The organism is Cryobacterium sp. TMT1-3 (assembly GCF_004402315.1).
GTDB lineage: Bacteria > Actinomycetota > Actinomycetes > Actinomycetales > Microbacteriaceae > Cryobacterium > Cryobacterium luteum.
Genome location: NZ_SOFW01000030.1, coordinates 128,575 through 152,583 on the forward strand (window position 1 = coordinate 128,575; position 24,009 = coordinate 152,583).

Annotated in this window: 21 protein-coding genes; 3 read left to right on the plus strand and 18 right to left on the minus strand. The window is 65.7% G+C overall.

Annotated elements, in window-relative coordinates:
• Window positions 1–92 precede the first annotated feature (92 nt).
• The 5 genes from E3O25_RS09625 to E3O25_RS09645 all read right to left on the minus strand — a co-directional run bounded on the left by E3O25_RS09625 (window position 93) and on the right by E3O25_RS09645 (window position 5,561).
• Window positions 93–1,004 (minus strand): lytic transglycosylase domain-containing protein, encoded by a 912-nt coding sequence (locus E3O25_RS09625; protein ID WP_370448752.1) that lies wholly within the window; start codon window positions 1,002–1,004, stop codon window positions 93–95.
• Window positions 1,001–2,809, minus strand: a complete 1,809-nt coding sequence (locus E3O25_RS09630; RefSeq protein WP_134361038.1) for a PASTA domain-containing protein — start codon at window positions 2,807–2,809, stop codon at window positions 1,001–1,003. Before E3O25_RS09630 ends, E3O25_RS09625 begins: the two co-directional genes overlap by 4 nt.
• Window positions 2,810–2,892: 83 nt before the next feature.
• The gene (gene pstB, locus E3O25_RS09635) at window positions 2,893–3,657 is read right to left on the minus strand and encodes a phosphate ABC transporter ATP-binding protein PstB (RefSeq protein ID WP_370448757.1); all 765 of its coding nucleotides are present in this window, start codon (window positions 3,655–3,657) and stop codon (window positions 2,893–2,895) included.
• A 306-nt stretch (window positions 3,658–3,963) separates the two neighbouring features.
• Entirely contained in the window at window positions 3,964–4,770 is an 807-nt protein-coding gene (locus E3O25_RS09640) for a sortase (protein ID WP_166787743.1), read from the minus strand.
• Between the two features lie 281 nt (window positions 4,771–5,051).
• On the minus strand, window positions 5,052–5,561 hold the full coding sequence (locus E3O25_RS09645) for a hypothetical protein (protein WP_134361039.1): 510 nt from the start codon (window positions 5,559–5,561) through the stop codon (window positions 5,052–5,054).
• 19 nt (window positions 5,562–5,580) lie between these two features.
• Here E3O25_RS09645 and E3O25_RS17140 point away from each other — a divergent pair, with 19 nt between their 5' ends.
• Complete coding sequence (locus E3O25_RS17140) at window positions 5,581–5,766, plus strand: hypothetical protein (RefSeq protein WP_134361040.1); 186 nt, start codon at window positions 5,581–5,583, stop codon at window positions 5,764–5,766.
• Window positions 5,767–5,914: 148 nt separating this feature from the next.
• On the opposite strand, the gene E3O25_RS09655 is transcribed toward E3O25_RS17140, so the two are convergent.
• The 10 genes from E3O25_RS09655 to E3O25_RS09700 all read right to left on the minus strand — a co-directional run bounded on the left by E3O25_RS09655 (window position 5,915) and on the right by E3O25_RS09700 (window position 19,282).
• Window positions 5,915–7,069, minus strand: a complete 1,155-nt coding sequence (locus E3O25_RS09655; protein ID WP_134361041.1) for a WxL protein peptidoglycan domain-containing protein — start codon at window positions 7,067–7,069, stop codon at window positions 5,915–5,917.
• 119 nt (window positions 7,070–7,188) lie between these two features.
• Window positions 7,189–8,571, minus strand: a complete 1,383-nt coding sequence (locus E3O25_RS09660; protein WP_134361042.1) for a hypothetical protein — start codon at window positions 8,569–8,571, stop codon at window positions 7,189–7,191.
• 167 nt (window positions 8,572–8,738) lie between these two features.
• Window positions 8,739–9,905, minus strand: coding sequence for a hypothetical protein (locus E3O25_RS09665; protein ID WP_134361043.1), 1,167 nt, complete (start codon window positions 9,903–9,905; stop codon window positions 8,739–8,741).
• Between the two features lie 169 nt (window positions 9,906–10,074).
• Window positions 10,075–12,735: a hypothetical protein gene (locus E3O25_RS09670; protein WP_134361044.1), complete on the minus strand. Its 2,661-nt coding sequence runs from the start codon at window positions 12,733–12,735 to the stop codon at window positions 10,075–10,077.
• Window positions 12,732–14,411, minus strand: coding sequence for a substrate-binding domain-containing protein (locus tag E3O25_RS09675; RefSeq protein WP_092107418.1), 1,680 nt, complete (start codon window positions 14,409–14,411; stop codon window positions 12,732–12,734). Before E3O25_RS09675 ends, E3O25_RS09670 begins: the two co-directional genes overlap by 4 nt.
• Window positions 14,408–15,688 (minus strand): phosphate ABC transporter permease PstA, encoded by a 1,281-nt coding sequence (gene pstA, locus E3O25_RS09680; RefSeq protein ID WP_092107416.1) that lies wholly within the window; start codon window positions 15,686–15,688, stop codon window positions 14,408–14,410. The genes E3O25_RS09675 and pstA overlap by 4 nt, the downstream gene beginning before the upstream one ends.
• Before the next feature lie 9 nt (window positions 15,689–15,697).
• The gene (pstC, locus tag E3O25_RS09685; RefSeq protein WP_092107414.1) at window positions 15,698–16,726 is read right to left on the minus strand and encodes a phosphate ABC transporter permease subunit PstC; all 1,029 of its coding nucleotides are present in this window, start codon (window positions 16,724–16,726) and stop codon (window positions 15,698–15,700) included.
• A gap of 457 nt (window positions 16,727–17,183) precedes the next feature.
• Window positions 17,184–17,414: a hypothetical protein gene (locus tag E3O25_RS09690; RefSeq protein WP_092107412.1), complete on the minus strand. Its 231-nt coding sequence runs from the start codon at window positions 17,412–17,414 to the stop codon at window positions 17,184–17,186.
• On the minus strand, window positions 17,411–17,962 hold the full coding sequence (locus E3O25_RS09695) for an RNA polymerase sigma factor (RefSeq protein WP_134361045.1): 552 nt from the start codon (window positions 17,960–17,962) through the stop codon (window positions 17,411–17,413). The genes E3O25_RS09690 and E3O25_RS09695 overlap by 4 nt, the downstream gene beginning before the upstream one ends.
• 60 nt (window positions 17,963–18,022) lie before the next feature.
• Entirely contained in the window at window positions 18,023–19,282 is a 1,260-nt protein-coding gene (locus E3O25_RS09700) for an MFS transporter (RefSeq protein WP_092107408.1), read from the minus strand.
• 197 nt (window positions 19,283–19,479) lie between these two features.
• On the opposite strand from E3O25_RS09700, the gene purU reads away from it, so the two are divergent.
• Both purU and E3O25_RS09710 read left to right on the plus strand, forming a co-directional pair.
• Window positions 19,480–20,340 carry a formyltetrahydrofolate deformylase gene (gene purU, locus E3O25_RS09705; protein WP_092107405.1) on the plus strand — a complete coding sequence of 287 codons (861 nt, stop codon included), beginning with the start codon at window positions 19,480–19,482 and terminating at the stop codon, window positions 20,338–20,340.
• A gap of 136 nt (window positions 20,341–20,476) precedes the next feature.
• A complete protein-coding gene (locus E3O25_RS09710; RefSeq protein ID WP_241983945.1) occupies window positions 20,477–20,833 on the plus strand; it encodes a YrdB family protein in 357 nt (118 codons plus the stop codon).
• Here E3O25_RS09710 and E3O25_RS09715 read toward each other — a convergent pair.
• The 3 genes from E3O25_RS09715 to E3O25_RS09725 all read right to left on the minus strand — a co-directional run bounded on the left by E3O25_RS09715 (window position 20,830) and on the right by E3O25_RS09725 (window position 23,950).
• On the minus strand, window positions 20,830–21,471 hold the full coding sequence (locus tag E3O25_RS09715; protein ID WP_134361046.1) for an alpha/beta hydrolase: 642 nt from the start codon (window positions 21,469–21,471) through the stop codon (window positions 20,830–20,832). The two genes, E3O25_RS09710 and E3O25_RS09715, sit on opposite strands and share 4 nt — an antisense overlap.
• Entirely contained in the window at window positions 21,468–22,475 is a 1,008-nt protein-coding gene (locus E3O25_RS09720) for a ring-cleaving dioxygenase (RefSeq protein WP_134361047.1), read from the minus strand. The genes E3O25_RS09715 and E3O25_RS09720 overlap by 4 nt, the downstream gene beginning before the upstream one ends.
• Before the next feature lie 227 nt (window positions 22,476–22,702).
• Entirely contained in the window at window positions 22,703–23,950 is a 1,248-nt protein-coding gene (locus E3O25_RS09725) for an MFS transporter (RefSeq protein ID WP_241988558.1), read from the minus strand.
• Between the last annotated feature and the right edge of the window lie 59 nt (window positions 23,951–24,009).

Here is a 24,009-nt window from a genome sequence, read left to right on the forward strand (position 1 = left end):
AGGTCTAGCCTACCCGCCCACAGGCGGTATCTGGATGGTGACCCGCGAAACGCCTCTCGATGGGACCATCACCGGGTTGGAGCTGAGCAGGCTCATCGTTCACTCGATGGGTGCTGCGCGTATTGGTTGGCCACAGCGGCCACATCGTTCACGTACGAATCGACGTGGTTATACGAGAATATAGCGGCGCGCCACGTCTCGGTGCTGGTCATGTCGCCGCCGTGGCACAGGTATCGGGCGGTCGCCAGCGCCGCGTCGTCGATCTGGTTCGGGTCGGCGGCACCGTCCCCACTGCCGTCGGCACCCCACCGCGCCCACGTTTCCGGGATGAATTGCATCGGCCCGACCGCTCGGTCCCACACTGTGTCGCCGTCCCACGCACCGCCGTCGGTGTCGGCGATGGCGGCGACCCCGTTGCCGTCGAGCGCAATCCCCCGAATCGCGGGTGTCGGGTATCCCGTGTCGCTGAGCACAGCGCCACCGTGGCTGCCGTGCCCTGATTCGATCTCCCCGATCGCGGCGAGAGTGTTCCAGCCAATTCCGCAGCCGGGTTGTTCGGCATCGACGGTCAGGTCAGCGGCGGCATAGGCGGTCAGCGCCCGACGCGGAATACCGGTCACGGCCGAGACATTCTCTGCCCACGCCGGGTCGACACCAACGATGGGCGCCACCGCTGCACTCGCCGATCCCAACGACGCGTCCGGGGTGTTCTGCGTATTCGGTGCAGGTTGCCCGCTCACGGTGGCGCTGCCCGGGGGCGCGGCGACCTCCGCCATGGCCGTAGGCGGCTGTATCGGCGCAGACTTCAGGCTCGCAAGGTTCATCGCGGCGGTCGCTGCGACGGCGATCACACCGATACTGAGGAACATGCCGATCTGCGCGAGAACTGTGCGTTTTTTGCGCCGCTCGGGTGCGACACCAGCACAGGATGCCCAGCCGTCGCCTGGCTCCATGAAACCGCTGGGTTCAGCCTTCAGGGGGCCCTGTCTGGTATCGAGGCTCATAATGACTCCTGACGGCCGGGCGGCACCGCGGGCGGGCCGGTCGATGTCGGCTCCGGGTCAGGCGAGGGAGCCGGTGTGGACAAGAGCAGTGTCACGGTCAGCCCGACGCGAAGCACCGCCCCGGCACCGGGCTGCGTACCGGTAACGGTCGCCGTCACTGGGCCGTCCACGGGGATCATCGTGGCCGCGAAGCCCGCAGATTGCAGCAGCGCGGTCGCCGCCGCGGCGCTTATCCCGCCCACCTGCGGCACCGTGTTCGTGCCGCTTGCGACGGTGACATCAACGGTGGAGCTGGCCGGGAGCGGCTCTCCGGCGGTTGGGTACTGGCTGAGAACCCGGTCGGCGACCTCGGCCGATTCGATGCGGGTGATGGTGCCCAGGGTAAGTCCGGCCGCGCGCAGCGTGGTCTCGGCGTCGGTGAGGGTGCCGAACAGCGTCGGCATCAGGACCTGCTCCGGCACGGTCGGCGTCGCGGTCGGGGGAACGGTCGAAGGCACGGTCGGAGCCGCAGTCGGCGCGTGCGGTGGTATGGCGGTCGCTGTCGGGCTGGTCACGTACCCCGGGGATGTCGGCTCGGACATCCCTGGGCCGGCCGTGGCGGAGATGGCTCCCCAAATCGCGAGCCCCATAACGGCAGCGACGCTGAGCATGGTGACGACACCGCCAGCGCTTCCGACGAACGCCGATTGCGTCGTCTCGTGGTCTGCGGCGGGTTCCAGAGGAGTCAGATAGTCGAGATTGCCTGCCCCTCCCGGAGCCAGCATTTTGGTGACAGCCGTCGGGCTGTCTGGTCCGATAGCGATCGCGGTCGCATCCGTGGCTGACAGTCGACTCGTGTCCCGGCTGATGGCATCGGCGAGGACCGTGCGAAACTCGGCCGCGGTGCGGTAGCGCCGCGCCGGTGTTTTCGTCATCGCTCGCGTCACGATGCGATCCAGCGCCCGCGCTGCGGGTACCAGCACGGAGGGCACCGGCGGGGGTGCTGAGACGTGCGCCTCGAGCACGAGCGCGGCCACGTCTCGTGGGTAAGGCGGCTGCCCGGTGAGCATGAAATACAGCAGTGCACCGCACTGGTACAGGTCACCGGCAGCGCGCACGGGTTTGCCCTGCGCATGCTCGGGCGACATGAAATTCACGTTGCCGACCACACCGGTTGGTGCCCGTTCACTAGTCGCCGCCGCGGCGGGGCCGGCGTCGCCACTCGCCGCAGGCTCGTGCTCAGTGAGCAGCACGTCGCTGCCGAGGGCGGCGTACCCGGTCGCGGCGGCGAGCCCGAAATCGACCAGCCGCACCTGTGCGCTGGTGAGCGCTTCGCCCCGATGCGCTCTGCCAGCGCCGTCGAGCATCACGTTCTGCGGAGTGACGTCCCGGTGCACGATCCCCAGCGCGTGCGCGGCTTCGAGTGCGGCGAGTACCCCGTCGAGCACGGCCGCCGCCGACGCGGGTTGCAGGGGGCCGTTGGCCTCGACCCAGTCGGAGACGGTAGGCCCGTCAACAAGATCGAGGGCGATCCACGCCATCGTCACGCCACCCGCCTCGTGCAGTCCGAACTCGTGCACGGCGGCAACGTTGGGGTGCCTCAGCGGTTTCGCGGCGCGCGCTTCCCGAAAAAAGGCCTCCCGAGTCGCGGCGTCACGACACAGGTGCGGGTGCAGCATTTTCACCGCGACCAGGCACGTCTGATCGCCCTGGCCGGTGGCGGTTAGGTCTTCCGCAGCGAATACGGATGCCGACCCGCCGACGCCGAGCAGCTCGCCCAGCCGGTACCGCCCGTCGAGCAGTTCTGCGTCGTTGCCGGGTGTCATCTGCCCGAATTTTCCTGTGCGGCCTCGACAGTGGAGGCCCCGAGTATGAGCGGCCGATCCGTCGGAGCGTTCCCGTTCATCAGCTATCCGAACCGGCCGTTCACGTAGTCGAAAGTGCGCTGGTCCTGGGGTTCGGAGAACATGGCATCCGTATCGCCGTGCTCCACGATTCCGCCCGGCGTGCCTTGGGATGCCAGGAAGAATGCACACTTCTGCGAGACCCGTTGAGCCTGCTGCATGTTGTGGGTGACGATCACGATTGTGACCTCCTTTTGCAGCTCGCCCATTGTCTCCTCGATCACGCGCGTCGACGTGGGGTCGAGCGCCGAGCAGGGTTCGTCCATCAGCAGCACCTTCGGTTTTACCGCGAGTGAGCGTGCGATGCAGAGCCGCTGCTGCTGTCCGCCCGAGAGCCCACCGCCCGGTTGGCGCAGCCGGTCCTTGACCTCGCGCCAGAGTCCAGCGCTGGTGAGGCTGCGTTCGACGACTTCGTCTTTCTCGTCGCGAGAGGCGCGGATGCCCGTGAGTTTGAGGCCTGCGACCACATTGTCGTAGATGGACATCGCCGGAAAGGGATTGGGCTTTTGAAATACCATCCCGATGTGGCGTCGGGCGTCGGTGAGTTTGCGCGTGCGGTCGTAGATGTCGGCTCCGTCGAGTACCACCTCGCCGGCCAACGACGCCAGCGGCACCAGTTCGTGCATGCGGTTGAGAATGCGCAGAAACGTGCTCTTGCCACAGCCGGACGGGCCGATCAAGGCCGTCACCTGGCCGGCCTCCATCGTGAGCGAGACTCGTTCAAGCACCTTGTGCGTGCCGAACCACGCGGAGACATCCCGCGCCTCCAGAGCCGATAAGACCGGTCGCGGCGCATCAGAGTGAACATGGGCGTCGACGATTTCTGCATCCGCATTCAGGGAGGTCTCCGGCCGCGTACCAAGCACCGTGTCGCTCTCGACGGACTCCAGTACCGTGGTGAGGTCCAACGAGGGATCTTCGGAGTGCAGCGGTACGCGCACGGCGGCCAGCTCTGCAGCATCCGCAGCCGTCAGGTGTACGTCGGTCAGGTCGTTGTGGTCAGCGGGCCGAGATGGAGACTGGGCAGTCATTGGTGTCCTTGAGTATCGTGAGGTGAAAGTTCAGGTGCGATAAAATCAGAGAAGGTTAGGCAGCGCGTTCATGATGGTGTCTGCGGTGGTGACGCCGAGGGCGAGCATGATGGGCACACCGATCAGCCAGGCTTGCCATTTGCCCCAGCGAGTCCAGAGCCACCAGAGTGTGATTCCGGCTGCGGCGAAAATGACCAACATGAAGAAGGAGCTGAACAGGCGGCTTTGGTCCTGTCCCATTGCCCGCTCGATCGGAGGGAGCGCCGGGTAGGCAAGTACCTTAGTCGGGGTGGTCTGCACGGGGGAGGTGAGCTCGGCGTCGATGTGCAGCACACCGGACGGGAAGAGAGCGAGACCGTCGGCGGTCATCAACTCCAACCGGCCTTTTCCTTGCGCCAGTGGTGCTGGCATCGGGTCGCCCGCCCGGCGGAGGGCGAACACGGTGTAGCTATGCACGCCTTGTCCGGTCGTCACAGCGATCTCGTCGCCCGGCTTCAATTCGTTTAAGGATCCGAACGGTCCGCCATACGCGGTTTGTCGTCCGAGGATCACGCTCGTGCCAGCCTGGCCGGGCATCACCGAATCCCGGCGGTGACCGGCGCCGGCGCGCAGCGCCTCACCGGTCGACCCCTCGACGACCACTTCAGTAAGTTTTGTTGCGCCGATCTGGATGAGCGCCACCGGAGTGCCAATGGTCACAAGTTCGGCATCCAGATCAAGTTGACCGACCGGGGTCTCCGCCTTGGCGAGTGTCGTGCGCAGCTGCTGATAGCTGAGGTCTTGGGCGCGATGGTGTTGGAAGACGGAGAACAGCGCCACGTGGCTCACAAAACCCAGAAGCAGCAATGACACGGTGAGAATCGCTGCACCTGCCCACCAGCGCGTGTCCTTCGGCGCGAGCTGGCGGGGCGGCGGCGGAAGCCGCGAGCCACCTGCCCGCGCCGGGCCTCGGGGGGGCGGCTTCCGCGGGCCACCGCTAGGCGCGGCGCGGCGCGGCGCAAGCACTCGACTGAACTTCTCGGTGACCGCAAAACGGTTGATGCCGGTCGGTCGCGACGGCGGCCGCGACGGCGCGGCCACGCCCATAGTGTTGGGTGTGCTCGATGGGGCAGGCAGGGCGGTGGACGTCGCCATCAGGCGCTCGTCGTCGTCGCCGAGGGCAGCGCTGGGACCCGCATCACACGAAGCAGGTGCCCGCCAACCAATGCAAGCCCGGCCGTGCCGACAACGCCGCCGGCTCCCCAGACCCACATCGGAAACGAAGTAGCCGAGGCCACCAGCGCGTCAGAGCCGACCAACACAGTGGTCAGGGCGATCCTTGTGCACCATCCCGTGAACTGCACCGCATGCGTGCCCGGCAGGGCCGCCTCGTCCACGGGAAAAACCGCCTGCACCTGACCCTGCGCGTCGGCGGTGAAGCTGCCGACCAGGGCAGGCTCAGAGAACATGACCAGTTGCACCTGCTCTCCGACGCCAAACCCAGAGGCTGTTGCGGTCACCTTCTGCCCTGGCTCGTAGACTTTTTGGTCAACGGTGGCATTTTCACCGGTCGTAGCCGGAACCGTCGGCACGGTCGGCTCGACCGGAGTGCACTCGTCCGCAGCGCCGTCTACGCCGCCGGCGGCAGCGGTACCGGCGCCCACGCCGCCTACGCGACCCACAGTGGCGCGAGGCACCGTGGCAACCGGCACGACCGTCGGGTCAAGCGTTGGCGTTGGCGTTGGCGTTGGCGTTGGCGTTGGCGTTGGCGTCGGCGTCGGCGTCGGCGTCGGCGTTGGCGTCGGCGTCGGCGTCGGCGTGGGCGTTGGCGTTGGCGTGGGGATCGTCACCGTGAAGTCGGTGTCCTGACCGTCAGCGGCGAACGCCGCACCGCCGCCCGCAAGCCCAAGACTCGCCGTCACCGCACCGAGCAGCAGAGCTGATGCCACCAGGCGCCCCGCGCTGCGGCGTTTCGGCGGGCGAGCTTCGCCCGGGGTGACAGTTACGGGAACAGCGTTCATCGGACGGTCTCACTTTCGTGTTCGGGGGCAGATGCCCCGCGGTTGATGCGTTCTTCGGTACGGATCTGCTCGGCGAAAGCCGCAAGCTCAAATCCCAGGAGCTGTCGCGACCGGCGACGCCACCAGAACCAGGTCCCGGTCCCACCACCGAGCACCGCGATGGTCCCGAGCAGAGACCACGGCACCGCCCAGGCGACGGTGGACTCCGTGAGAACGGCAGGCGCAGCATCCTGCGCTGCTGCAACACCGGAGGCCGGAGTGGCAGCGAGGGTGATATCGGCGAACAGCAGCATGAGCGGCGGCACGTCGGCAAAAAGGGCCTCCACATGGGCAACGCCGCCGGGCAGCACATCGGTTACCGGGTCGAGGGTGACGGTGCCGAAATCGGTGCCGAAGGGGCCGGTGAGGTGCACGGCCGGCGTGGCCGTCAGGCGCATGTTGCCAGTATTGGCCACGTCAAATCCGATCCGCCCGGTACCGCCGCCGAAAGGGTTCCAGGAGCCGTCATAGCCCGAGACAAGCCCGGTCAGTGCCAGCTTGGGAAGCAGGGCACCCTCCACCCGCAGATAGATGCGGGTGCCCACCCGCTGCTCAACGCTGACGGCTGACCCGGTGGAATCGACCGCTTCGGACTGGAACGAGGCCACGATGCCCGCGGCGTGATCGCCCGGTGTCGCATCGTGGGGCACGGTCACAGTAAAGGGCACATCGGCGCGACTGCCGGGCTCGAGGGTGATGGTCACGCCCAGACCTGCCGCGCAGGCTCTTTCGGCCGCGTCGTTGGTATCGGCGCAGACCGCCGCGGCGGAGTCGACGGATGTCCACGCTCCCGCGTCGACAGATGCTTGGTCAGCACCGATCAGGGTGAATGCGGCGGTGGTGTAGTCGGTTGTGGCGTCTGCCGCGTGCACCCGGAAAGTGGCGGGACGGGAGGAGAAGTTGGAGATGGCGACCCAGTCGCTGATGGTGGCGCCCGGGGCGACGGTGTAGTCGAACTCGGGGCGATCATCCGGTCCCTGCGGCGTTGACGGCTGCACGCTCCAGGTCACAGCGTTCTCCCCCTCGGCGAACGCCGCGGTGGGAGAAGCCAGAAGCAGGGCTGCGGCGAGGCCCGCCGTCAGTCGCGCGAGGGCCGAAACACGAGTAGTCATGGAATCTTTCGGTTTGCACAAATCAATAGTGAACGTGTCAGGAGTGAACTGGCCAGGCGCGGCCCCGGTGCCGCATCCTGCCCACCGAAGTCAGCGGGACGCGGCCAAACAGGTGGTGCCTAGATAAGGGTGAGAGTGAGAGTTGCGCTATACGCGCCAGCTGCCGAGTCGGCTGGAGCTTTCAGCGTGATGCCGGCATTGATGGTGGTGTCCGCGGTGCTGACCCCGGCCGCAGCCTGGGCGAGGGGGGTGCTGGCCGACAGTCCGCCGGAGGCCCCGGCGATGACCTCGATACCGGCCGTGCCGGCATTGGTTGCACCAACCAGGGCCGGCTTCCAGCCGAGGCTGGTCGCTGCGATGGTCTGCGTGGCATCGGAGGCGTGGATGAAGTTGGTCGAGTTGCCGCTGAGGGTCCACGCGGTGCGGGCCGTGCGGTTGTCAGAGACGGTGACTTGGCCAAGCGATCCGGTGGCCACATACGAGGTGCCGTCGAGGGCGGCCTGGTTGAGGGCCACAGCACCCGGAGTCATCGTGAACTTCAATCCGGTAGCAGACGCCGGGATCGTGACGGTGATGGCGGTGTTCTGCGGCGGTGTCGGCCCGGCAACGGTGATGACCGTCGTCGTCGCGTTGACGGCGGAGTCGGTGTATTTCGTGTCGCCCTTCGCCGTGTAGCCAGCCGTGAAGGTATACGTCCGGTCTGCGTCAAGCACCGGTGTTCTCCAGGTGGCCACCCCGGCCGAAACTGCCGCCTCACCGCTGACCGGTGTGGCCAGCCCGGAGTAACTGCCGGAGATGGATACAACACCGGTGGCGTCGGTCGCCACACCCGCGCCAGCGGAGACGGTGGACGTCAAAGTGACGGAGCCGTCAGCGTTGTCGATGGTTTTTGTGAAAGCGATCGACGGAGTGAGCTTCGCCTCATTCACCGGATTGGCAACTACCGTCCACGATTTCGCTGCGACGTTCACGTCAAGGGTAACGAGGAAGTATTTGGAATCAGCGAACGAGTCGGTCATGGTTCGAAGCGTGGGATCGCACGTCACGATGAACCGGTTGAGGCCGGTCTGAAACGTGACCTCGTTCCAACGGACGGCGGCCATGCCGTCCAAGTAGATGTACTCGCCCGCGCTCTCGTCCTTCAGACCAAAATAATTACCTGGCGGAGTGCGTACATACTCCGCAGCTGACGATACTGTGCCGTCGGGAGCGATGACGAGGGAGCGTGACGAGCTTCGGTAGCCGACGGGACAATTGGCCAATTCGTTCGAGATCACGTCCGGGCCGTACACAAGCGCAGATGTTTTCGATGCGCCAATATCGCCCGTTCGACTCACAGGATCGAAAACGAGGGGTGCGCCGGTGATCTGCAGCGCCGGGTCGAGGACCACGTCTGCTGCATGGGCTGCCGTCGGCGCGCCCGCGAGGAGCGCGAGCACGATTGTCATGACGATTGACGCGCCGGTCGCTTGTCGACCGGCCGCCGTTCGGGATGCCTTCATTGTTTATCTCTCTGGTTGTAGACGCATTGTGCGGTGGGAAAGCGGTTTCGGATGAATCCCGCTCGAAATCGGGGCGGAAAAGTCTTTCGCAATTGATGGCGCACGTCACTGCTCAAAGCTGGGGCGGCCGCTGAAAACGGCCGCCCCAGCCCCGGTGCTACGGGTATCTAGTTAGCGCGGTGCGACGTGGTGTCGCCGGCAGTGTAGGTCCTGCTGCCAATGGTGACGCCGCCCGCCAGGCTGCCGAACCCGAAGTCGGTGATGACGAGCGCGGTCGACGGGCCAGGCCGGTTCGTCGTGTAGGCCTGAGCGGATGCTCCGCTGAAGGCGGCGGCAAGCTGCGCGTTCGTGGCCAGCTCTGCGTTCTTGACGACGGTGAAGACCGGGCGTGCTATCGGGAACGTGGTGTTGAGCGTGACCGGCGCGGTGCCGGTCGTGGGCGCAATTCCACCGATTGTGCCGAGGATTGCGCCATGGCGACGGTCGGTGATGCTCACTCCGGTGTACTGCGACTCGATGGTGGTCTTGTTGTTCTGAGCGACCCACTGGGCGATCGAGAACGGCACTATCGCCGTCGTCGGGAGCGCGGCCAGCACGCTTCCGTCGTGCTCCTGCACGCCGCCGCCGGTGTAGGCGTCATCGACTGCGGAACCAAAACCAGTCGGTGCAAGCTGCGACTGCCAGAAGCTGCGCGTACCCGATCCCAATTGGGGGATGAACGGAGTGATCTGAACGCCGGCCGTTCCTTCAGTGCCCACCTTGTAGCTGGTTCCGTTGATGGTTACGTTGGCCCCGTTGTCAGCACTGTAGATCGCCGTCAGCTGGGCTTGGGTAAGGTCTTGCGGAATCGTCGTGTTGCTCGAGTGCACGGCAAAGCTCACCGCGTCGAGGGCCAACGGAATGTAGGAGTACGTTCCATCAGGTACCCACTGGGATGCGGCACTGGACGAGCGGGCAAACTGGAGGTCTGCGTCGCTCAGCGTGACACCGCGCCATGCCGTACCTGTCTTCGCGGCCTTCAGCGCGTTGACACCCTCACTCGAACCGTTCGGTCGTTCAAAGCTCGGCCCGCCGGTGCGTGTGTTGATCAGGTCGTGGATAGCGCCGGTAGTGGGGTTCGTCGCGTTATACGAACCTGCGACACGGGTTGTCCCCGACAACATGGCCGAGGAGAGACCGTTGTTCAGGTCTTGAGTGGTGTCCGATCCCACGCCGCTGAGCGCACGGTAGGTCGGAGCACCGCTGGGATCCGCAAAGGCTGCGGACGAGCCTGTGAATATGGTGGCTACCGCGGCAGCGGCGGCGATGGCGCCAAGGCGCCAGTTCTTCTTCATTTGCATTAGCTCATACCTTCTGATAATATTCCCCCTTGTATCATTGGCCCAGATGGGCTCGGCCCCTCACCTGCTTTTGCGAGACTGGTGAGGGGCTTCCTCGTTCAGCCGGGAAACGTCAGCGGATCGAGTAGCTGTGGGAGACGCCTGATAGCGTCTCGGGTCGAGGTCATACGCTGGCCCGTCTCCTGCGCAGCAAAAACGGTGCCGCGGCGAGGCCGCCGATACCGATCAGCAGGCTGATACCGAGCGCGCCCTGCGCAGCAGACGAGGTGAGCTCGGTGTTGGCGGCCGTGAGCTGCACCGGCGTCTGCGTCACCTGAACCTGAGTCAGTGCGACAGCCTCCGGCGACGCGCCCACGACGGACCCACCCGTCGTTCCCGCCACCGGCGCGGGCAGGGCAACGTCGGTCACCGGGTTCGTCGGAAGCGTCGGGGGCGCAACCAGAGCATCGGCGAATCGAATGGTCGCGGCCGTCTGGGCCTGGGTGAGGGGCGCAAAGCCCGGCGGCAGCTGCCCCACCCCGGTTCCAACCGTGTTGCCGTCAGCGGCGGCGTAGCGCAGCAACTTCGCATACTCGGTGCGTGCCGTCGCGTCCAACGAGGTCGAGGCCAGGTTCGCGGCGGCGTTCACCGCAAGGGTGAGCGGATACGCGCCGTCTCTGAGGGTGGCGAGGTCGATCTGGGCGAATCCGGTTTCAGCGTCCACACTCGCGCCGGCCGCCGCACTCTGCATCGATTCGGGGGTCGGCCGGGTGAAGGAACGCGCGCTGGCTACCGTTTTATCGCTGGTCAGTTCGGCTAAGGGCAGTGGCAGGCTCGCCGTGCCCAGGCTAAAACGCGCCGCCGACGCAGCCGTGGTCGGCCCCATGATGAACTTCTGACTTGCCGCTGAACCCGGCGGCGCGGGGACGAACGCACCGTTCCCCAGTGCGCCCACGGGTTTCAGCGGGTCCCAAGTGGACGTAGTCCTGGTGTCGATGCTGAAGATGCGGGATGCGTTCGAGGTGAAGCTGGTGGAATACGGGAACGCGGCGACACTGTCGAGCTGGTTACCTTGAAACCTCTCAACAGCCTGCGCTTTGTCGGGGGTGATCGACTGGTCGGCCTTGAGGAAGGTGTCGATGGGATCGGTCGCAAGATTGACGGGAAGCCCGCCGCCGACGGCGTTGGCGTGGTCCGCCGGCAGGAAGTAGGGGTTCACGACTCCGCCCCAGGGGTCAGGTTCGCCCGCCAGGAAGGCGCGCGCGTCGGCATCGGCCTGGATATACGACCAGAGCGCTTGCACCGCGTCGTCACCCTGCGGCCCGACAACGACGAAGCCCTGCCCATTATTGTTGCTGAACTCGACCGGGTTGCCGAGGGCGGCCCACTCCGGGTCCTCTGGCAGCGTCTGCGCAACGGACAGCTCCCTGGAGAGACTCTGAGTCGATTTAAAGCTCGCGTCAAGAAACGGTTTGTCCCTCCAGTACGACGCGGTGAGCAGTTTGGCGAGCAGCCGGGGCGTCAGCTTCACGTCGGTGTACTGGGTGGTTCCGTTAGCGATGACGAAGCCAAAGACCAGCCCGGTGTTGGCGATGGGTCCGTACTGCACATCGGCCGCCTCAACGAGGGCAGGATCGGTCAGCCCGATACTGGATGCGCTGACGGGGGACGACACCAGGGCCATATCGGCCTGGCCGGTGAGCAACTGGGAGCGGTTCACGTTGCCGGAGTTCGTGCTGAGGCTGTAGGCGGCACCACCGTCGGCAGCGCAAAGCGCCGGCTGCCAGGCACTGATCGCCAGGGTAACCGTGTCGCTGCCAACCAGGCGGCGTTCTGCGGCACCGGCCGGACACGACCCGGAGGGGTCCAAGAAGTCCAGGGGGATCACGATCCGGTCGTCGAAGAAAGAACAGTACGGCGTAACCGGCGATCCCACCTGCTGGTCATTTGCGGCGCCGTAGGGATGGCCGCCATAGACGGCTGAAATGCAATCTGTGGCGGGCTTCCCCTCGATCCCGCCGGAGTGTACTCCGCGGGGTACCGCCACAAGCCAACACCGCTGTGCAGCGGCGGATGCCGGGTTTCCGCAGCCGAGGTGGGGCGCCGCTGCCGCCGACTGCACCCCGAAGGCCGTACTGGCATGACCGTCGGTATCGATGGGCAGGAACGGCACCTCGTTTGACGTGTTGGCATTAAAGAACGTCCCGAGCCCGTTGTAGGTGCTCGCAGCATTGGCATATTCCACCGTGTACGGTTCGCTCACCTCACCGCTGACCGAACGAAACGGAAGCTCCCCCTGTGCGCCGCGCCAGCCACGGTTGTACGTATCACTGCCGATCATTGTCTGCATAAGATCCGTATTGCCGTTGCCGCCGGTGCCCGGATCCCAGCCGCCGTATTGGCAGGTTTCTGCGAAGTCGTCGGCAAGCGGGTCGGGGCCCCAACACTGCATGAGCTGCAGGTAGTTGCTCGCACTTCCGTCCCACCTCTGATTCCTGGTGGGGGCCATGCCCGACGCCGAGACGGTGATGGCGCCGTCGCTGAGGCCGGCGGTCTGCGAGACGGTGATTTGGAGGTTTTTGAAGTCGTCCCAATGGCCGGAGCCGGCGTCGTTGCCCGTTGCGTCGCTGAGCCGCCCGGCATGGTCCACCTGGTACTGCTGTAGATCGGCGCTGTTGCCGCCGGCCCACTTCACCGTCACGGACGAATCATCTTCCACGGCTTGGGCGGATGATGCTGCGTTCACCGACATGACACCCCCGGCAAGCAGGGCTACAGTGACGAGGCTCACCGCCTGCGCGAGGCGCTTGCGGGTCGAAGGGTGCTGAGCTGAAGCGGTAGTCATGAGCGTGTCAGTCCTCTCGATGTGTCCGTAATACCGTCAGTAGGATCGGGCAGCAGGCTCGTGCGACCCCGTTTGCCCAAGATCGGTGGTATCGCCGAGAAGGCGAACAGGCCGCCGCCGAAACCAGCCATGGCCAATGACGGCAGCAGGCTTACCGCTGCCACGGGGATGGACTGCGGGGATGCAGCCACGATGACCGGCGCCGTCTCCGCATCCAGCACCCCCTCGCTGCCGGCCGCTTGCTGGCCGTCACCTGCTGCCGGCCCACCACCTGCCCCCGTTTCATCGCCGGCGGCAGTTGCCGCTCCCGGGCCCGTTGCAGCTCCCGCGCCGGTGGGCGTGTCCTTGGCGCCCCCCGTACCGGTGGTGCACTGGGTTGGACCCTGCTTGTCGCAATCGGCCGGGTACGGTGCCTCGTTCGCCAGCTTGTTTGAACCGTCCGGCGAGAAAGTGGGGTTGTTGCAGTCGGTGATGCCCTTGATCACGGGGTTACCGCCCGGCACCTTCTGCAGTTGCTTCTGCCCGGCCTGCACGAGGTTGATCGGCAGCGGCGAGTAACCGAGCACTTCGGCGCTCTGCTGGCCCTCACAAAGAAAATAGGCGCCGAAATCCGCCAGGGTCAAGCCCTTGTTCTCGGTGAAGCTGCCTCCCAGCGCTGTAGGCAGGATGCTGTACGAGTACGAAGAGAGGGAATACGTGCGCGGGTCAGCAGATGTGTAGACGTTGGTGAGGTCTTGGGTGAGGTACTCGGGTGAGGCGGTGTCTTCGTTGATTTGAGCACTGAGCAGTCCAACGGCAACATTCTGAGCGGTCGGCTCGGTGTAGTAGCCGGCACCGTTGAGCACCTTGGCGACGGGGTAGCCCGAGTTCAGGGCGTAAGAGTACTCGACGAAGGTGATCGCCCCCACGGCATGCGGGAGTGCCACGTAGCCGGCGACACCGTTGGATCCGGATCGGGCGACGAATCCGGAACCGGGAATGACCGGGTAGTTGCTCGTGACGCCGCAATGATCATTCACCAGGGGACGCCCAACCTTCGGGCAGTACGCATCCCACAGGCCCGCATGTTCTTGTCGAAGCCAGATCGACACCTGCGCGGTGGCGCCGGAACCGTCAGAACGCACCACCGGAACGATCGGGATGGAAGGGAGTACGAGGGCGGGATTGTCGACTTTCACCTGGGGGTCGTCCCAACGAGTGATCACGCCGGTGAAGATCTTCGCGATGGTATCGCCCGACAGTCGCAGGTTGGTTACCCGCTTACCACCAATTTCGAGGTTGTACATGAATGCGGTGCCGCCGGCGACGATCGGCATGTACGCGAATTCGCGACTGGGGCGAATATCCGCCTCATTGCTGTTGGCGATGGCGTACGGAATCTCCGAGACGCCGAAGTCGGAGGTGCCGTTCGCGAAATCGTTTCGACCCTGAGTCGAGCCGGACTCGGAGTAGGTGATCTTCCACTGGTAGTTAGCCCACACGTTACGAATCCACGCCTGCAGCGCATTGGCCGACCAGGTGGAGCCTGAGCCTACGATCGGCGAATGCACCGTTCCGACGGCGTAGGCGGGTAGAGCACCGGCGGCTCCAAAGACGCCAAAGGCGATCAGGGCGAGGCCAAGCAACGCGACGGTCACGCGCGCCACACCCCAACGTGGGATTCTCTGCAGGCTCATCGGGTGACCTCCTGGTCGTCGGGAATTGCTGGAACGTCAAGCCGATCGGGTGTCGTCGGCACGCGCTGGTCGAATCGAACGGCGTCGCGCAGCGAAGCGGCGCGAGCTCGCGCCTGCCCCCCGGGAGAGAGCACGCCTGCTCCCTTTCCGCCGATGATGCGGGCGACAAGGAACAACACAAACACCAGCACCATCAACACCGCCGCGGCACCGAAACCTCGCGCGATCTGCGAAGGCTCGGGCGACTTCACCAGCGTGAAGGTGGCGAAAGGCAAAGACACCATCGGCCCGGAAAATGGGTTGAGGTTGTAATAGGTGGTGTAGCCGGCGGTCAGCAGCACCGGCGAGGTCTCTCCGATGCCGCGGGCAGTGCCGAGGATGATCGCGGTCATCAGACCGGACTTGCTGGTGGGCAGCACCACGTGCCAGATCGTGCGCCACTGGCTGGTGCCCAGTGCCAGCGACGCTTCCTTCAGCGTGCCGGGCACCAGGCGCAGTACGACGTCGGCCGAGCGGATAATGATCGGCAGGATCATGATCGTGATTGCCAGGCTCGCCGCGAATCCCGATTTGTCGAAGCCGAACAACAGGATGTAGGTGGCGTAGATAAAGAGGCCGCACACGATGGACGGCAGCGCCGTCATCGCCTCAACCACGGTGCGCACGATGCGGGCGAAAGGACTCGGAAACTCAGCGAGGAACACCGCGCAGAGAAGCCCGAGCGGAATCGCGATAGCGAGTGAGATCGAGATCATGATCAGGGTGCCAATGGCCGCATGCGCCATGCCGCCGACGGTCATCGGGTCGAGCGGGCCAGCCAAAGACAGGTCCTGAACCCAGAAGTTCCAATTGAGAAAGGCCTCGGAGCCGCGACCGAGAGTGAAGACGATCACCACGGCAAGCGCCAAAATCAGAACCACCGCGAGGGAATGCATGACCACCGCGGCGACTCGGTCAATCACCGTCACCCGGTTGTCGTCGAAGCTGATCAGCACCACGAAGAACCCGACGAAGAGCAGGTAGGCGATCACGACGAACGTGAGCGGTCCCTCGAAGGGAAAAACCTGAGCAAACAACCAGGCGGTGCCGGCGACGGCTGCGGCCGCTGCGCCAACAACGCGCAACACGTCGTCGCGGCGGATCCGCGCGAGGTTTCGCCGCGTCTCGGGGCGGGTGGGATGGCTGCTGCGACCATCACGGCCCGGGACCGCCGTGCGGGTGATGCGTCCGGGTCTTTGCGCACGCCGCTGCGCGCGAGGAGTATCAGTGATTGTCATCGGGGTCTCTCAGCTTGCCGCGCCGGAACGGGAACGTTGGATGATGATGCCGGCACCGAAGTTGACCAGCATCGTGATGAGGAACAAGACCAGCCCGGCCGCCATCAGAGCAGACAGCTCAAACGGCGACGCCTCCCCATAGCGCAATGCGATCAGTGAGGAGATCGAGTTGCTGCCGGTCTGCAGAATGTGCGGCTGGATGACGAAGACGGGCGAGATGACAAGGTAGACCGCGATCGTCTCCCCGAGCGCCCGACCGAGGCCGAGCATGGCACCACCGATCATGCCGCCCATACCGAAGGGGTAAACCACCGAGCGGATCATCCCCCACTTGGTCGACCCCAGAGCCAGAGCACCCTCACGCTCGCCGATCGGAGCCTGCGCGAAGACCTCACGCATGATCGACGCGGCTACCGGGGCGACCATCATCGCTACCACTAAGCCAGCCAGGAAGGCGCTGGCGGTGAACACCGTCGGTGTCGCGAGGGGGTCCCCTGGATTGAAGTTGGGAACGTTGAAGATCGGAATCCACCCGAAGTAGGTCGAAATCCATTGGGCGACCGGCAGGATCGCCCCTTCGAGCCAGAACATACCCCAGAGGCCATAAACCACAGAGGGGATTGCGGCCATCAAATCGACGATACCCACCAGCAGCGGCCTCAGCCCCAACGGGGCGTACTCAGAAATATACGTCGCGGTACCGACCGCGAGCGGCAGGGCGACGACGATCGCGATCAGCGCAATCGCCACGGTGCCAAACAGTACAGCGGCAATGCCGAAACGGCCGGAGTTGGGTTCCCAGTCCTGCTCGGTGAGGAACGACGGCCCGGCCGATGCAATCGCTTCCGCGCCCCTGACCGCGAGGAAGAGCCCGACGAGCGTCATGATCGACAGCACCAGCACGCCACCACCGTGCGCCGCGACGCGGAAAACAGTGTCGGACGGGCCACGCACCGTGGTTAGCTGCCGCGGGCTATCGTCTTGGGGACGTGAGCCGTCGGAGACGTCAAGCGCCTCAAGAATGTTGGGGCCGCTCATGCGTCGAAGCCGTGAAGAGGGGGAAGGCCTGCTATCAGTGGAATCTGGCTGTACTCCAGAATCGCGCTGTGCGGCGTGTTCCGCGTGATCATTATCAGTTCCCCCTCGGCACCCGCCGACCGCGATCGGTCGGCGCTCTCGGGGCACGAAATCACGGATCTTTACTGACCGGTTTACGCCCCGCTAGCCAGTATGGCCGCCAGGCTCATGGCCAAATCTGTCTCACGCCGAAGATTTGGGTAACTGTCAACTGCACTTTGGCAGACACATAATGAACACTTCGGAGGAGGGGTAACGATTGTTTCGCAGCGGACATATAGGGATGGAATGCGAGTTGCGGATCGCGACTGGACCGCGGGCCAAGGCGCAGTATTCACGCCTGCCTGCCAGGGAGCTGAGCGTCACTCAAGCGCGTCGTCGCGGCGACCGGTGACGATGTCGGTGTTGCGCCGCACCGTCAGAGTGCGCTGCGTGCGTGCTGGGCGTCGTGCAACACGACACCCACTCGCCCGGTACTTCCCTGGGTAGCGATAAGGACCACGACCGCCAGGCCGAGCGAGACGGTCGCGACCACGCCGATGCCGGCCAGGGCACGGCGCGTGCGTCTGCGCTTGTGGTGGTCGACATATTCCAACACCTGCTTGCGCATCGCCGCGCGGCGCTCGGGCGATAGCTGCGGCTCGTTCACCGTGCGCCGCCCAACTTGCCTTTCAGCCGCGAACGCACTCGATTCAATCGTTTGCGCACCGAAGGTATCGAGATATCGAGGGCGCGAGACGTCTCGTCGTATGAGGCTCCTTGGCTGATGATGGCGTGGTAAACCTGCTGATCCAAAAACGGCATCGATACCACCTCCTCCTCAACTCGGTCCATCAGCATTCGCGAGTCCAGACGTGCATCGAGTAACTCTGCTTCAAGAACATTAGGTCCTTGATCGTCAAAATCCGTGGTGACTGGCCGACGGCTGGCGGAACGCAGTCTGTTGGCGGTCACATTTCGACACGTCATAAGCAGCCACGGCAAAATCGACCCGTTCACCATTCGAATCTTCGGGAGCTTTCGCCACGCAATCGCGAAAACTTCCTGGGTCACATCTTCAGCGTCGTCCTCACTACCGAGCTCGTGAGCGGCTTGAAGGAACACCGCCTCGACGTAGAGGTCGTAAAGGTCACCGAAAGCCCGCTCGTCACCACGTGAAGCGGCAGCGACGAGACGCTGATCCCCCGTCGCGTCCATCACGGGGACTATACCGCACCGCGCAGTCCGACAGACTGTGTCTAGTGAAAACCGTAGCCGTCAGGCGGCAGCCCGACGGCGGGTCATACGGTCGGTGACGAGCACCAGCGCGAGCGCAACGACCAGCACTCCAACGTAGACAATCGGCACCGTTTCAAGCCCGACGCTGTCGATCAGCATCGCGCCGAGGAGGGCGCCGCCGCCGATTCCGGCGTTGAACGCGGTGGTGTAGAAGGCGGAGGCGGTGTCGCGAATGCGGGGTGACGCGGCGTGCAGCATCCGCGTCTGCAGGAGCGGGGGGAGCGTGCCGAACGCCATCCCCCAGAGCACGAAGGCGGCGAGCGCGATGGGTAGGGTCGCCGTGAACATCGCCAGGATGGTCACGCTCAGGGCGCTGATGGCCAGGCCCAGAATCAGGCCGAGGCTCGGGCGCGTGCCGAAAACCGTTCCGACCAGCAGCAGTCCGACCGCGCCGGCCACGCCGTAGACGAAGAGCAGCGGGGCGACAAGACCCAGGTCGACGCCGAGCCCATCGAGCAGAAAGGGCGTGATGTAGGTGTAAAAACTGTAGTGGCCGATCATGGTGATGCCGGTGATGATGCAGATCAGAACGACCGCCGGCACTGTCGCGTCGCGCGGCGGTCGCGTCGTGGCTGCGGCAGCGGATGCCGGTGCGCCGGTCGAATACCGCGCCACCGGTGGCAGAAATTTCCAGACCAGAACCGCTCCGACGAGCATCAGCCCGGCGAGCACGACGAAGGAGAGCCGCCAGCCGAGCAGGTGCCCGCCCGCTGTGCCGAGCGGCACCCCGAAGACGAAGGCGAGCGTGCCGCCGGCGACCGTGATGGAGACGGCGCGACCGATCTGGGCTTTCGGCACGAGATGCCCGGCATAAGCACCGACCACCGACCAGAACAGCCCGTGCGCGACGCCGCCGAGCACCCGCGCCGCGACGACGAGCTCGTAGGTCGGCGCGATCGCGGTGAGAATATTGCTCACGGCAAAAATGACCAGCACGACGATAATCAGGCCGTGCCGGGGAAAGCGGCGGGTCCAGATGGCCACCGGCGCGCTCGTGAGCACGACCGTGAACGCGAACCAGGAGACCAGCAGCCCGATCTGGGACTGCGCCACATTCAGGCTGCGGCTCATTTCGGGGAGCAGGCCGGTCGGCAGCATTTCGCTCGTGACCGAGAGAAAAACGGCGGCGGAGAGGGTGATCAGCCCGACCCAGGGGAACGGAGTCGGGAATCCATTCTTCGCGTCGGACACGGCCGGGAGAGACCCGGTCGGCAGAAAGATATTGGCGGTGTTGGTCATGGCTGCATTCGAAGCTGGTAAGTCGGGGACGACCGGTGGGACCATTCACACCGAGATCGAAGCCGCACGACTACGCGCCGACGTGCGCGCCCGGGGCCGACTTGTTCAGTGCGACCAACACGTAGTCTACCCAAACAGGGTGATGCGGCAACCGGGAGGACCCCGGCATCCGCTCTCGTGCCGGGTATTCTGAGCCAATGACTTCTTCGACCCCGCATCACTGGGTAATCACGCTGGTCTGTGCCGACCAGCCCGGCATCGTGCACGCCGTCAGCGGTGCGATCGTGCAGGCGCACGGCAACATCTCGGAGAGCCAGCAGTTCTCCAGCGACGACACCGGACGCTTCTTCATGCGACTGCAGGTGCAGTCGCCCGCCACCCGGCCCGAGCTCGAGGCCGCGCTCGCGCCAGTAATCGAGCGCTACGCGATGGCGTCGATCATCGACGTCGTCGGGCGTCCGTTGCGCACGCTCGTGCTCGCCTCGTCGGCCGGACACTGCGTGAACGACCTGCTGTTCCGGCAGCGCGGCGGACAGATTCCGGTGGAGATTCCGCTCGTGCTGAGCAACCACGGCACGCTGCGCGACCTCGTGGGGTTCTACGGGGTGCCGTTCGAATCGCTGCCCATAACGGATGCCGCCAGCAAGGCCGACTTCGAGGCCCGCGTGCTCGAGGCGGTCGACGAGCTCGACATTGAATTGGTCGTGCTCGCCCGCTATATGCAGATTCTGTCGCCCGAACTCTGCGCGAAACTGAACGGGCGAGCGATCAACATTCACCATTCGTTCCTGCCGGGGTTCAAGGGCGCCAACCCCTACCGCCAGGCGCACGCGCGCGGCGTGAAGCTCATCGGGGCGACGGCGCACTTCGTGACCAGCAACCTCGACGAGGGGCCCATCATTGAGCAGAACGTGGTGCGGGTCGACCACTCGCGCACCCCGGCGGAGCTCGTGTCGATCGGGCAGGACGAGGAGAGTCGCACACTCACCCAGGCGGTGAAGTGGTTCGCCGAGAACCGGGTGCTGCTCGACGGGGCCCGCACGATCATCTTCAAATAGTCGGACGGGGCCCAGGCCCCGTCCGTGGGCCCAGCTTATAAACTGGGCCCGGGGCCCGGGCCTGGGCCCCGTCCGCAGTGCGGCAAGGAACGTCAGCCCGGAAAGCAGGGGTGCGACGCCTCGCTAAGATTGACGGGTGACAGATACGCGCGAACTGCCGAAAATCGGCCCCAACGACATGCTCCGGTTCGTGCTCGAACTCTTCGCTTTCATCAGCCTTGGAATCTGGGGCTTCCTCGCCTGGCCGCTCCCCTGGCCCGGCGTGCTGGTCGGCTTGGCCACCCCCGCCTTCGCCATTCTGATCTGGGCACTGTTCCGGTCGCCGAAGGCCGTTTTCCGCCTCGACGCGTTCGGTAAGGCCTTCATCGAGATCGCCATCTTCGGCTCGGCCGCGATCGCCTGGTGGGACCTTGGCTTTCCCATCATCACCGTGATCTTCGCCGTCGTCGCCACGGTCAGCGGCGTCATCTCGGGGCGCAAAGAGCTCCGCTAGGCCAACCACCTCAGGGCGGCGGCGACATCGGAGTCGGCGATGCCGTGCCCACCGGGCCGCAACACCTGCTCCACCGTCGCACCGCGCGCTTCGAGCAAGCTGACGAGCCGGTGCACACTCGACAGCGGCGCCATCGGGTCACTGTCACCGTTCAGCAGCAGCAGAACGGATGCCGCCAGGCCGCTCGTCGTGACCCGCGCGCCCGCGCCTCCCACCGGCAGACCGTCGAGCGGATGCATTCCGGAGAACGCGATCACGCGTGGCACCATCTCGGGGCGCAGCAGCGCCAGGGCGAGGGCGATGTTGGCGCCGTTTGAGAATCCGACGGCGACCAGCGGGCGATCGCCCAACTCGTAGTACTCACGCGCCCAGACCAGGAATCCGGCGAGGTCGTCGGCCCGGCGAGCCACGTCGTCGGTATCGAAAACCCCCTCCGACAGGCGTCGGAACCAACGATTCATGCCGTTTTCGACTACCCGTCCGCGCGGGGCGAGCACGGCGGCTCTGGGGTCGAGCGCAGCGGCCAGTCCGCTGATCTGCTGCTCGTCGCCTCCGGTTCCGTGCAGCATGAGCAGCACGGGCGCGTCGACGGAACCGGGCCGAAACAGGTGCGGCCATTCGGCCTGCGCGGCGCTCATTCGGTGACCGAGGCGGCAGCGGCGACCGGCGCCGCGGCATCCGCCAAACCAGGGTTGTTCTCGGCGGGCACGCTCAGCGGCACGACCGAATTCTCGATGGCCTCGCGGCTGGGCTCGAGCCACGGCGGAAGCTTGAGCGACCGGCCGAGTTCGAGCAGCGGCTCGTCGATGTCGAATCCGGGGGTGTCGGTGGCGATTTCGAACAGCACACCGCCGGGTTCACGAAAGTAGATCGAGGTGAAATAGTCGCGGTCGAGGATGGCCGTCACACCGTAACCGCGGTCAACGAGCTGCTCACGCCAGACTTGCTGGGTGGCACGGTCGGGCACCCGGAACGCTACGTGATGCACCGAGCCGCCGGCGGTCAGTCCCTGTTCGCCGGTGGGATCGGCGAGCACGTCCACGAGGTTGCCGGCGGCACCATCGCCGGCACCGACGCGAATGCGACCGTCAGTTTCGGAGATGACGTGCATGCCGAGATCGGCGGTGAGCACCTGCACGGTCGTCGCCGGGTCACGCACGGAGAGCACCGAGGAGTGATGCCCGCGCACCGCGAACTCGGCGGGAACGGATGCGGAATCCCAGGGATTGCGCGGATCCACCGTCGACGACGCCACGAGATCGATCTGCAGCCCATCGGGGTCGCGCAGCGAGAGGCGTTCCTCGTGCGAGGAGCGGCCGGTGATCGCTGATTCCACGCCGATTGTGGCAAAGTGGTCCTTCCACCAGCCGAGGCTGCCGGCCGGAACCGAGAACGCGGTGGTCGTCGACTGGCCGGCGCCGATGCGTCCGCTGCGAATTCCGGTCCACGGAAAGAAGGTGAGGAGCGAGCCTGGGCGGCCGGAATCGTCACCGTAGTAGAGGTGGTAGGTGCCCGGGTCGTCGAAATTGACGGTTCTCTTGACCAGGCGCAAGCCGAGGCCGGTCACGTAGAAGTCGATGTTGCGTTGCGGGGCGCCCGCAATGGCGGTGACGTGGTGCAGTCCGCTGGTCTTCACGGTCATGAGGTCTTCTCCTTAGCGAATCAATCGTTCGATATTTATGCAAACGCATGTATCTAGGATTTCATTCCCCATTCTTGCCACGCCAGAGCGTTCCCACGTGGCTAATTCAGGAAATCGGCCCCAGATGCCCGGCGAGGTCCCGTCATCATGCGGAAGTTCAGTGGGCACCGCCGATCTTTCCTGAATTAGCCACGCGAGCGCGGCCACACCTGCGCGGCCGGCCCGGCTCAGGCGCCGACGCGCCGCTCCGACGGCATCCGCAGTGCGTAGGCGGCCGCAACGAGCAGAAACACCCCGCCGACGGCGAACCCGGCCGAGAACGAGAAGGTGTCAACGAGCAGGCCGGCCACCAGCGGACCGACGATGGCACCGGCATCCGCGCACATCGAGAACACCGACACCGGGCGGCCCCCGCGGGCACCGGCGGCATCGCCCACCGCGGCGGCCGGAGCGGTGCCCATGAACGCGGCGGCGACCCCGTAGACGCAGAGCAGGCCGCCGAGCACCCAAATGTTCGGCGCGAAGGAGATGGCCACGATGGTGAGCCCGGCCACGGCGAAAGCCCCGATGATGGCCGGTTTACGCCCGACGGTATCGACGAACCGGGCGGCCGGCGCCAGTGCAAGCGCCTGCGCCACTGCCGCCGCGGCGAGGGCGATGCCGGTCCACGAGCTCGTGCCGCCGAGCACCACGACCACGAACAGCGGAATGAGTGTCGTGCGCACGCCGAGGGAGGTCCAGCCCTGGGCGAAGTTGGCCAGGCAGGCTGCGCGAAAACGCTCGTCGCGCAGCACGGTGCGAAACGGCGTACGCACAGCGGATGCGTCAGCGCCGGCCAGCGCGCTGCCCCGCCCGCCCGAACGCAGCAGGAACAGCCCGACCAGGCCGGCCACCGTCAGGGTGCCGGCATAGAAGAAGAACGGAGCGGTGAGGGAGATCGTGGCGAGCAGGCTGCCGATGGCCGGCCCGGCCATGCCGCCGATCAGAAACCCGCCCTGGTAGAAGCCGATCGCGCGCGCCCGACGGCCCGGCTCGGCCGTGCGCAGCAGCAGCGTCATCGCCGAAACCGAGAACATGGCCGAGCCGATGCCGCCCGCGCCGCGCAGCAGCAACAGGTGCAGGTAGCTGTCGGCGGCGCCAACCAGCCCGCTGGAGAGCGCCACGATGCCGATACCGACGGCAAGCACGGTGCGTTCCCCGGCCCAGTCGATCAGGCGTCCGCAGGCGGGGCTGAACACGAAGCGCATGAGGGCGAACGCCGAGACGACCGCCCCGACCTCGAGGTTGCCCACCCCAAAGCTCTGCACGTACACCGGCAACACCGGAACGACGACACCGAACCCCACCATCACGAAGAACGCGATGACGCCCAGCACGATCACGTCGCGATTCAGTCGGGGCTTCGGGCTAGCTGGGCTCAGTTCGGGTACAGCGGATGCCCAGGGTCGCCCCCGCATCCATCCCGCCACTCGCATCCCTCCAGCCTAAGCTGCCGCGCTGGGCGCCGGGTTCGCCCTGGGCCCACCTTATGACC